This window comes from Gilliamella sp. App6-5, from assembly GCF_001690525.1.
GTDB classification, from domain to species: Bacteria; Pseudomonadota; Gammaproteobacteria; order Enterobacterales; family Orbaceae; genus Gilliamella; species Gilliamella apicola_H.
On record NZ_LZGT01000050.1, the window covers coordinates 52912 to 64904 of the forward strand.

Annotated in this window: 7 protein-coding genes; 3 read left to right on the forward strand and 4 right to left on the reverse strand. The window is 39.1% G+C overall.

Translation table 11 applies throughout. From position 1 onward, the window contains the following. Positions 1-13: 13 nt before the first annotated feature. On the reverse strand, positions 14-976 hold the full coding sequence (gene fmt / locus A9G24_RS06700) for a methionyl-tRNA formyltransferase (RefSeq protein ID WP_065638319.1): 963 nt from the start codon (positions 974-976) through the stop codon (positions 14-16). A 477-nt stretch (positions 977-1453) separates the two neighbouring features. On the opposite strand from fmt, the gene A9G24_RS12710 reads away from it, so the two are divergent. Next, positions 1454-1918, forward strand: a complete 465-nt coding sequence (locus tag A9G24_RS12710; RefSeq protein WP_141673095.1) for a hypothetical protein — start codon at positions 1454-1456, stop codon at positions 1916-1918. A gap of 1523 nt (positions 1919-3441) precedes the next feature. On the opposite strand, the gene A9G24_RS06710 is transcribed toward A9G24_RS12710, so the two are convergent. Continuing rightward, positions 3442-5349, reverse strand: a complete 1908-nt coding sequence (locus A9G24_RS06710; protein ID WP_218056242.1) for an SLC13 family permease — start codon at positions 5347-5349, stop codon at positions 3442-3444. A 219-nt stretch (positions 5350-5568) separates the two neighbouring features. Here A9G24_RS06710 and A9G24_RS06715 point away from each other — a divergent pair, with 219 nt between their 5' ends. Beyond that, positions 5569-7290 carry a thiamine pyrophosphate-dependent enzyme gene (locus tag A9G24_RS06715; protein ID WP_065638322.1) on the forward strand — a complete coding sequence of 574 codons (1722 nt, stop codon included), beginning with the start codon at positions 5569-5571 and terminating at the stop codon, positions 7288-7290. Between the two features lie 115 nt (positions 7291-7405). Here the strand turns inward: A9G24_RS06715 and edd are convergent, their stop codons facing one another. Both edd and gntK read right to left on the reverse strand, forming a co-directional pair. After that, positions 7406-9211 carry a phosphogluconate dehydratase gene (gene edd / locus A9G24_RS06720; RefSeq protein WP_065638323.1) on the reverse strand — a complete coding sequence of 602 codons (1806 nt, stop codon included), beginning with the start codon at positions 9209-9211 and terminating at the stop codon, positions 7406-7408. A gap of 35 nt (positions 9212-9246) precedes the next feature. Beyond that, positions 9247-9783, reverse strand: coding sequence for a gluconokinase (gene gntK / locus A9G24_RS06725; protein ID WP_065638324.1), 537 nt, complete (start codon positions 9781-9783; stop codon positions 9247-9249). A 761-nt stretch (positions 9784-10544) separates the two neighbouring features. Between gntK and A9G24_RS06730 the strand changes: the two genes are divergently transcribed. After that, positions 10545-11993: type VI secretion system Vgr family protein (locus A9G24_RS06730; RefSeq protein ID WP_141673096.1), on the forward strand; the 1449-nt coding region annotated here is incomplete at its 3' end.

Genomic DNA, 11993 nt, shown 5'->3' on the forward strand with positions numbered 1-11993 from the left:
TCAGTTTGGATGCTTAATCCATACTGAGCTTTTCGCCAACAACAAACCAAGACTGACGAGAATTTAATAAATCTTGTGCTGACATTTGTTTTTTACCCGCTGGTTGGAGCTTTGTCATATTTAATGCGCCTTTGCTTGTTGCGATGCAAATGCCGCTTTTGTCTGCTTGCAAAATTGTGCCAGCAGGCTGTTTTGAATCAATTTCAACGACTTGAGCTTGCCATACCTTAACCGGTTCGCCATTAACGACAAAATAGCTAACCGGCCATGGGTTAAAAGCGCGAACACAACGCTCCAGTTGCTCGGCAGATAAATTCCAATCAAGTTTGGCTTCTTGTTTTGAAAGCTTTTCGGCATAGGTGACTTTTGCTTCATCTTGCTTTTCTGGTTGGATTTTCCCTTCACTGATTAACGCTAATGTATCAAGCAAGCCTTGCGGACCAAGTTTTGCGAGTTTTTCATACAGCGATGCGCTAGTATCGATTGGCTCAATTGGGCAGGTAAGCTTATAAAGCATATCACCTGTATCAAGTCCTGCATCCATCTGCATAATGGTAATACCCGTTTTTTGATCTCCTGCCCAGCAAGCACGCTGAATCGGTGCTGCGCCACGCCAGCGCGGTAGTAATGAACCATGTACATTTAAACAACCTAGCTTAGGCATATCAAGCACAGCTTGTGGCAAAATTAAGCCATAAGCAACGACTATCATAATGTCAGCATTAAGTTCAGCAATGATTTTTTGATTTTCTTCTTTTTTGAGGGTTACCGGTTGATAAACCGGCAGACTATTTTCAATCGCTAATTGTTTAACAGGACTTGCGGTTAATTTATTACCACGACCAGCAGGGCGATCCGGTTGAGTAAAAACCGCTATCACATTATGCTTTGCATCAATAAGCGCTTTTAAATGAGTAGCTGCAAAATCAGGCGTTCCTGCAAAAATGATATTTAATGGTTTAGTTGTATGTGGCATAAGTATTATGTCCATAATCGAAAATTTATAGGGATTATACCTGAAATTTTAGTGAGAATCTTAATCAAAATAAAGTGGTTTTGGGACATGGCAGGGAGTTAGGGTTTTAGACTTTTTGGCCTTTTGGGGGAAATAAATAACAACGGTGACAACGTCTGAAACCTAACTGAGTCCAAATTAGCTGAACCAAAAGCTCTATACCATTAAAAAATACTTATTTATGTGATTGTTTTTTTGTGCTTTTATTTTATTGTTATTTTTAATAAAAAAAACAACAAGTTCAGCCTGTTAAAGCGTTACCTAATCGTTTAACCAGCTAATCTTAATAAATCTATATAAAAATCACCCCAAAAACTAGCCAAACTTTTTTTTTAACATTATAATTTTGACGGTGAAAATTAAGTTATCTTATTTTATAGGCTAACGAACATAAAAAAAGAAAAGTAAAACAATGTGTTAAGTAACATACAGGATGTTATGAAGTATAATTATGGACAACAGACATGGCAAACCTATGTCTTAAATTTATCAAATAATCGAGTTAGACGGTTTTTTATCTTTCCCTCGTTTATATCATCAAAATTATCCACAGAATTATTCGCAAAAATCCCATTGGCATGGGGGTCTTTGTTATCATTGCCGTATTCGCTCAGCTCACAGGCATTAACGGCGCATACTAGCCAAGAGATTCAGGGTAGTGTGCCGTATTTAACGTTTGATGGGGGACAGACTAAGGCAACAAGTACTGACATGTTATTGTCTATTAAGTTGCAGGATGGTCGAGTTATTACGCCGTCGACGAATACATCAAGTGCGACAAATCCGATAAGTTTGCCTTATGTGAGTAGTACTTTGGGTAATATAGATACGTTAATTCCCTCATCAGTGAGTTCAGTGAGTTTTAGTGATTTAATCCATAGGTATCATTATTGGGGGGGATGATGATGGAGATGGTCAGGGAGCTAATGGTGTAATAGCATCAGGGAGTATATCGGTGAATTTTACCGATAAGAGTGGTAATACAGTAAGTCGTAGCGATATATTAAGTAAATGTAGTGCCCCTTATAAGGTGACATTAAGTAATACAGGGGGATATTTACAAACACAGTATGGTTTACCTAATACCAATTATTTTAGTGGTAGTACAGTGACGTATTATATCAATCCGTATGGCAGTGGTGCCAGTGTTTGTTCTACAAGACCGAATCTTATTCGGGGCACAAGCAATTTCGCAGGCCCCGCTAACATTTGGAGTCCTACAAAGGGGTTCTTGACTCAATCTACAAATTTTTCATCTTACGACCGAAATTTTCCGACGACGGGTGCTGATGGATTGTATTTTGATTTGGATATCGGCGGAATCGATGCAAGTCAGTTGACGTGGTCTCCGGTCACTCGTGGTGGAATAACGGCTACGGTGAGTTGGACAAGGCCGCGTTCGGGTACATTCATAGGGCTACTAGGAGATGCCATACTAGCTGATGAATGGATTAGTGATAAATCCAGTTATGTAACACGGGTAACGTTACATGGACCTAGGGCGAGTAGCTCTCAAATACAGTCAGCTAATCCTAGTCGACTTACAATACCATCTTTGCCACAGACCTTTGAGTTGGTGGGAAGGGATAGTCGTGGTAATGAGGTGAAATATGGATTTGTCTTAAAGCAGTGGTTCGTCACTCGGGGTAATAAACAGGATATTCAGTCTAAGCAAATATCTTGGTGTAGAAGTTTGGGTTATCGTTTGTCACGGGTCAGGGATTTGAGTAACGCAAAGTGTGGTGAGGATAGTCTTTTTCCATGTTCTGGAGGCATAGATGGTGCCACGCCGTCGTCAGGTAGTGGTTGGAATTACCAGCGTCGAATAGGTGCAGGTTTTTTCACGGAGTGGGGACCCTTGGGCAACTACGCTGATGTGGATTTCATCAACTTCACCTACTGGACGAGTGATGTCGCAGGTGGCAAGGGCTTCTCTGTCGACTCGGAAGACGGCTGCGTCGACAGCATCAGCGTCGACTCGGACATGTACAGCTCCTACTACGCTGTTTGCACTACACCTTAGCTTTAATTTCTTAGTCCTTAATTCTGGGGGCGCGGGGTCGATTATGAGGCAAATAGAGGATAATATAGCAAAGAACAGTGCCCCTGAGTAGTTGGGGCGCTGGGCAGGCAAGACCTGCGAGCTTTGCGCTTTAATGACGGAAAGTCAAAAAAGCGCCTCTCCCCCGCCCAATGACGCCGAAAGCGTGGTTGGCGACCCTAATGGATTACGCTGTTGCGGTTTAAATTCGTGGTCACTGTAGTTATTTTGAACTTTCAAACTACAATCGTCCAAAACCACTGCACATAATCCATGTTAACCACCAAATAAAAAAAGGCTTTATTTCCTGCCAAAAACCAGTCAGAAAATCAGTTGATTTTATTAAATTTTTTATTTAACGGTTTTTAACCACCCCTCCTAAATACTAAAATGGAAAAAACACAGGCACTAAAGCAATATCCACCGCCATAACTAAAAATGTTAACGGCACCCCAATTTTAACAAAATCCCCAAAACTATACCCACCCGGTGCAACCACCATGGTTTTAATTGGTGATGATACAGGGGTAATAAATGATGCGGATGTGGCAATGGCAACCGTCATGGCAAATGGGTAGGGCGAATACCCAAATTTTAGTGCTAAATCAATGGCGATTGGTGCAATTAAAATGGCGGTTGCGGTATTGGATATAAATAATCCAATCGTTGAGCATAATAAGAAAATAAAGGTCAGCACCATATAAGGGCCGAAAGAGCGCAGGTGAACTTCAAGCCAAGCAGATATAAGCGAAATTCCGCCCGTTTTATTGAGAGCGAGTGCAAAAGGCATCATACCGATAATTAAAATTAAGGTTGGCCAGTGTATGGATTTATAGGCATTGGTCATATCAATACAGCGTGTTGCGCCCATTAATAAGCAGGCAATTAACGCAGCAACTACATTGGGCACAATGCCTGTCACCATTAGCGTAATCATAATCGCTAGGTTAATTAACGCCATTGGCGCTTGTGAACTTGCCGGTGCGATATCATCAATATCCGATGGATAGTCTAATACCACAAAATCACTGGTTCGCGTTTGTAATTTTTGTATTGAGCCCCAGTCACCACAAACCAATAGTGTATCGCTCATTTGTAAACGTTCTTGGAATAAGTTGTTTGTTTCAACGGGGGCATGATTACGCCAAATGCCAATTACTGTTAGGAAATATTTCCCTCTAAAATTAATTTCATTAAGTGTTTTTCCACATAGTGTAGATTCGGGCAGTAGGGCGACTTCGGTCATACCGACTTGTTTTACTTGTTCTGAAAAATACTCACCGCGTAAAACTTTGGGTTCAAGGTTATTGGTGGTTAAAAAAGTGCGATAATCTGCTTCGGAGTGCGACATATCCAGTAGTAAAATATCATTTTCACGAAACTCAGTTGAACCATTAACGGGAATTAATACTTTGTGAAATTTGCGCCAACGTTCAATACCAATAACATTTACGCCATGTTCACTTCGCAAATGCAAGCCATCAATTGTGCGTCCAACAAAAGGCGATCCCGCTAATATTTGTGCACGGTGGGCACGGCCAATTAATTTATAGTCACGGATTAAATCGGTGATTTTTCGTCTTTGCGGTTGGGTATTGGTTGGGGTGACTTGTTCAGCTGTGAGTAACCAATTGCGTGTTAACACACAATAAATGACCCCAACAACTAAAACCCCTAAACCAATTGGTGTAATTGAAAAAAAACCAAACTCATTTAACTTAAAACGATTGAGTTCACTGTTAACAACAAGGTTTGGTGCGGTTGCAACTAAAGTCATCATGCCACTAATTAAAGCGGCAATACAAAGTGGCATCATTAATTTTTTAACGTGAATACCTGTGTGATTCGCAATACTAATGGCAACAGGGATGAAAATGGCAACTACTCCTGTTGAACTCATCACTGAGCCGAGTAATGCAGCGCCTAACATGATATAGATAATAATACAAATATCGTTTTTGCCTGCTATTTTAAGGATATATTCGCTCATTTTGTACGAGATACCGGTTCTAACTAAGCTTTCCCCAATAATAAATAATAAAGCAATTAAGATGATATTGGGATCACTAAAGCCAGCTAATGCCTCCGATGGTGTTAACACGCCACTAATGGTGATAGCTGTAATGGTGAGTAAGGCAATAATGTCCATTCTCAACTTACTAAATGAGAATAGTAAAATGGTAATAAATAACAATAAACAGACGATAATAAAAGGAAAATGTTGGCTTAAATAATCAGGCAAAAAAGCAGTAATCGACGACATTAAACTATGTCCAGATGACGATTGTTCCACGGGATATGACTCTATTATTTCAATAAGATTTTCGACATAATAACTTGATTTATTACAATAGGGAATATGTTTCCTTAAACTTTGTTGTGCAACATCATAACAATGGTTCTGTTTTTAGCATTTATTGCTGTTTATGTTAAATTCTATTCGCGTTATTAAAATGTGGGTGTAATTTATACAAATGGGCGAATATATTCAAAGAACCTTTTAGGGGATTATATGTCATCAAAAAAAACAGTTGCACAAATTATTGTTGATATTTTAGCTGAGGCTGGGGTTAAACATTGTTATGGTATTGTGGGAGATACGTTAAATCAGATATCTTCAGTTATTAAAAAAAGTGATATTGAGTGGGTTCATGTTCGTCATGAAGAAGTGGGGGCTTTTGCAGCAGGGGCTGAAGCTTATTTAACACACCAAATTACGGCTTGTGCTGGATCTTGTGGGCCAGGCAGTTTACATTTTATTAATGGTATTTATGAAGCACAACGTAATCGTGTTCCTGTTATTTTGTTAGCAAGTCAGCTCGGTACTGCACAACAAGGCACTGACTTTCCACAAGATGTTGATTTTGAAACGCTATATAAAAATTGTTCTGTGTTTTGTCGGCAAATCAATGATCCAACTCAGGTAAGACAAATTACGACTGCTGCCATTCAAGCCGCAATTAATCAACGAGGTGTTGCTGTTTTAGTCATACCCTATAATATCAGTTTAGAGAAAGTTGAAGATAATAGTGGTCATAAAATTTATCATCCGCATCCTGTTATTCGCCCATCAGATAAAGAACTTGCCGAAATCGCCAGCCTCTTAAATGAAAGTCATAAAGTAACTATTTTTGCCGGCCAAGGTGTTTGTGAAGCTCATGATGAACTTATTGCTTTAGCAAATAAATTAAAATCCCCGATTGTACATACCTCGAGAGCAAAGGATTTTGTTGAATATGATAATCCTTATAATGTTGGTATGACGGGGATTTTTGGCATGGAGTCAGGAACAACTGCAATAAAAGAGTGTGATGTGCTTTTAATGTTAGGTGCTGATTTTGCATGGTCACAATTTTATCCTAATAACGCCAAGATTATTCAAGTTGATATTGATGCAACTCACCTTGGTCGACGACACCCTGTAGAGCTAGGCGTGGTTGGTAGTAGCAAGCCGACTATAGCGGCACTACTATCGTTAGTCGATGATAAGCAAGATGCTACTTTTTTAGAGATGTGCCAAAATTTATATACTAAATCAATGTGTAAATTGAATAAAAAAACTGTTTCTTCTCGCTCGACTATTCATCCCCAATATTTAACTGAACTTGTTGACCAATATGCAACAGAAGATGCCGTGCTCTGTGCCGATGTTGGTTCAGCTATGGTTTGGGCGTGTAGGCACTTTAATACTAATGGAAAAAGGCGCACAGTAATTAGTTTAAAACATGGCACTATGGCAAATGCAATGCCACAAGCGTTAGGCGTGCAAAAGGCCTTCCCTAATCGTCAAGTTATTACTTTATCGGGTGATGGTGGTATAAGTATGTTATTGGGGGATTTATTAACGACAATTCAAGAAAAGTTGCCAATCAAAGTTATTGTACTGAATAATGGTTCGCTTAACTTTGTTGAATTAGAGCAAAAAGTCGAGGGTTTGGTGGATCACTATACCGATTTACAAAATCCTAATTTTGCAAAAGTTGCAGAAGCTATGGGCATGTTTTCTATAAGCGTTGATGATTCACAGATGCTTGAAGCGGCAATGCAATCTTTTTTAGCGCATTCTGGCCCTGCGTTATTAGATGTTAAAACCAGTGCGAACGAGCTTGTGATGCCGCCTGAAATCCATGCCTCGCAAGTGATGGGAATGGCGCTTTATGGTATCAAAGCGTCATTAAATGGAAAGATTGGTGATGTAGTAAATTTATTGGTGGATAATTTTATAAAAAAATAACCCAGCCCAGAGTCTGCATTGATCACTCAAAAGAATTGATCAATATTTTTTGAAAAGGAAGGGGTTTTATATCGGTTTTAAAGTCTTCTGCCGCCTATGCGGCAGAAGAACATAATTAGAAGCTAACAGCGCCTTCTTCTGCGGAAGTTAGATTTTCACGAATAACGGTGAACAGTTCGCGACCATAGCCAAGATGTGACTCGGTCAAATCGAAAGGATAAGGTTGACGTTTAGCCAGTTCTGCTTCGTCGACTAATAATGTTATTTCGCCTGTTTGACCATTAACTCGAATCATATCACCTTCTTGGACTTTACTTAATAAGCCACCATCATAAGCTTCAGGGGTAACATGAATGGCTGCTGGGACTTTACCAGATGCTCCCGATAATCGACCGTCAGTTAACAAAGCAACTTTATAGCCTTTATCTTGTAGTACACCTAGTGGCGTTATAAGTTTATGTAACTCTGGCATGCCGATTGCTTTTGGCCCTTGATAACGCACAACCACCACACAGTCTTTATCTAATTTACCTGCTTTATATTCAGCATCTAAATCATATTGGCTATTAAAGATGACGGCTGGCGCTTGGATAATTTGATGTTCTGGTGCTACCGCAGAGGTTTTCATAATGGCACGGCCAAGGTTGCCTGACATCACTTTTAATCCACCATGTGAATTAAACGGTTTTTTGATTGAGGCAATGACACTTTCATCTAATGATTTTGTTGGGCCTTCGCGGAAAATGAGTTTGCCATTTTCTAAAATTGGCTCTTGCGTATAACGGCTCAGTCCACGTCCAACTACAGTTTCAACATCTTCATGCAATAAACCACCAGCTAATAATTCTCGAACCAATAAAGCTGTGCCACCAGCGGCTTGGAAGTAGTTAATATCAGCAGGACCATTTGGATAGATTCGACAAAGTAAAGGTACAACGGTTGATAAGTCTGAAATATCATCCCAATTGATAATAATACCTGCTGCTTTCGCCATGGCAACGATATGCATGGTTAAATTAGTTGAACCGCCTGTTGCAAGTAGTGCAACTAAACCATTGACAATCACTTTTTCGTCGACCATTTTACCAACAGGCATATAATTTCCTGATTGTTTGGTGAGGCGAGTAATCTGTTTAGCGGCGGCATTAGTTAATTCAAAACGTAATGCGGTTTCAGGATGAACAAAAGCCGCACCAGGCAAATGTAATCCCATTAATTCAATCACCATCTGATTGCTATTGGCTGTACCATAAAAAGTACAAGTCCCGCTGGTGTGGTAAGAGGCTGATTCAGACTCAAGTAAATCCTCACGCGAAGCTTTACCTTCTGAGAAAAGTTGACGGATACGCACTTTTTCTTTATTGGATAATCCCGATGGCATCGGGCCTGCTGGCACAAAAATAGCCGGTAAGTGACCAAATGTTAATGCACCAACAAATAAACCAGGCACGATTTTATCGCATATGCCAAGATATAGCGCACCATCAAACATATTATGTGAAAGCCCAACGGCAACCGACATCGCAATTACATCGCGGCTCATTAATGACAGTTCCATTCCCGGTTCGCCTTGTGTTACACCATCGCACATAGCTGGCACACCACCTGCCATTTGCCCAACGGCTCCCACTTTGTGCAATACTTTGCGAATTTGTTCTGGATAAAATTCGTAAGGCTTGTGCGCTGAAAGCATATCGTTGTAAGAACTAATAATACCAATGTTACTTTTTAAGATATTTTTTAGATCCTTTTTATCATCAATACAACAAGCAGCAAAACCATGCGCTAAATTGCTACATGGCAAACTAGATCGCGTTACTAGTTTACTCATAGCATGTTCTATTTTTTGTAAATAAGCAGCACGAGAAGCCTTAGAACGCTCAATAATACGTTGGGTTACAGCTTGGACAGTCGGATTCACATTAACCTCTTTTTATTTCGCTTATATTTTTATTTTTATATTTTTTTACAATGACATATTGCGCGTATGACTTGTTCAGTATCGTGCACAACCTCGTTTAATGATTGTTCAATGTTGATGTTGTAAACATCTTTCTCATCGGCGGTTGGTTCTTCAAGCGTATCAAATTGCGATTGAAGCATACCGGTTTTTTGGAAGTGACCTTTGCGTTTCGCCAGACGTTCAGCAATGACATCATAGCTGCCTTTTAAATAAATAAAATGTATGTTTTCGTTTTCACCACGAATAATATCTCGATATTTTCGCTTTAATGCCGAACAGATAATAATTGAAACATCATTGACATTACTCATTGCAAATGCAGCATTACTGATTAAATTAAGCCAAGGCATTCGGTCTTCATCATTTAATGGTGTACCGCTACGCATTTTTAGAATATTGGTCTTTGGGTGTAAAAAATCGCCATCTAAAAAAGCAGCCTCTAGGTTGTACGCCACTTGTTTGGCAACCGCTGATTTACCGCAACCCGATACACCCATTAATACAAAAACGTGTTTACTTTTTTTAGTCATTATTGATCCTTTGTATTCCTTTGCTTGTTACGGGTAACATTTTTACACGTTCATCTTTTTTTGCAATCTAAAAAAGTATCTTTTGTGATCTGGATCAGATTTTATTTAATTCTTAAATAGATAGTGTGTTATCAATTATGTTTAGGAATTATTTGATTCACAGAAAGCGATATGGCGCTGATATGATAAAGAAAAATAACCGTCACCGATTTGGCTAAACGAATTAGGGGCATTTGTTCAACGATTTATAATGTGCGAAAGAAAGCCAGATCGAAGTTCTTTATCCCTGTAGTTGGTGAAATAAAATTTATAAAATAATGTATTATGGCATTAAACGTTTGGTTAAGTTGAAAAATCGATTGAAGCTAAATTAAAATGGCAAGCTAAATATTCACTTTTAGACGCTATTTTTGTAAAAAATATTCAGGATTCTATACCGTTTCGAGATGAATTTAGACTTCTTTGTATCTCATTTAGTTGCGATACTTGCCATAAGCTATATTTATTTTTCTTGTAAATAAATTGTGTCTCTTAATTTTTACCCCAAATTTTATATTTTTATTTAAAAGGGTTAATGCGTCATATTAACACGACAAATTACCTTTTAAATCTATTACTTAATTGAGTAACTCATTCTATTAATGGCATAAAAAAAACCTTGACTGTTCAAAAAAAATACGTATTTTAATGGTATAGATTACCTTATGATTTATTTTATATAACCAAAATTATAAATATAAAACAAGGGAAAGGACTAAGCTATGGGAATAATAGATCAATTAGCCAGTCATCTTGATTCGCTTGCCAGAACCACCCCAATGAATCGTTATTCGTTTTCGATAGATGGACTTGAGATGACAACAGAAATTTCGGTCTTATCACTCGAAGGCAAAGAACAGTTAAATCAGCCTTGGCAATATTGCATTGATTTTACCAGCACAAATCGTCAGATATCCATCGATTCAGTACTCAGCCAAACCGCATCACTGACTTTTCATCCCAACCCCTTACCACTTACACTCACCCAAATAAGCTCACTGGATATTGAAGATAAACCCCGCACACTCTATGGGGTGATTACTGAATTTAGTTTTGTCTCAATGAGTGAAGACCAAGCTCACTATCGGGTGGTGTTTGAATCTAAAGTGGCATTGCTAGCTAACCATCATCAAAGTGCTATTTTTCAAAATAGAAGCGTCGTTGAAGTCGTTGAAGAGGTGTTGCGTAATCACGGTTTTATCGGGATTGATTTTCGAATGGAGTTAAATGAAACTTACCCTGCTCGTGAGTTCATTACCCAGTGGCAAGAAAGTGATTTAACCTTTATTCAGCGATTATTAGCTGATGTCGGTATCTGGTTTTATTTTGAAACGCATCCAAAACATCGCTGTGATGTCATGGTCATGAGTGATTATGAACAAGGATTAAAAAAGGCGGGTAATATTGCAATTAAGCAGCCCAGTGGTTTAAATGATAGTCGCCGTCATAGCGTATGGGATTTGCAATTTAGCAGCAAAACCAAACCCAATCAGGTGCGTATTAATGATTACAACTACCGCACGGCAAATAACAACCTTCACATCACCGATAATAGTCAACAAAAAGATATCACAACCCGTGGCGATGACTATCGTTATGAAGAGCATCATAAAACAGAGGGAGATATTCAAACTGTTGAAAGTGGCAAATGGTATGCCCACATCCGCCATCAACAACATATTACCGAACAATTAACTATTTATGGCAAATGTAATGATTACCAGTTAGCGCCAGGGCAACTTCTTATTATTGATGGCTGCCCAATTAACGATATCAAAGACGGCATTATGATTGTTGCAACCCATAGTCATGGTGACCGAACCGAATCATACCAAACCCACTTTACCGCTATACCGTTTAATGTACTTAAACCTTATCGTCCTGCGCCATTACCGTGGCCACAAGTGAGCGGTACATTACCAGCAAGAGTGACCAGTCCTAATCACGATACCTATGGCTATATTGACCCTCAGGGGCGCTATCGTATTAAGTTTAACTTTGATTTAAAAAACTGGAAAAAAGGCGAAGAAAGTTTATGGGTTAGGCTTGCCAAGCCTTATTCAGGGAATACCTATGGTTTTCATTTTCCCCTTATTGAGGGTACCGAAGTTGCCGTTGCTTTTACGAATGGCAATCCTGACCGCCCCTATATTGCCCATGCAATGCATGAC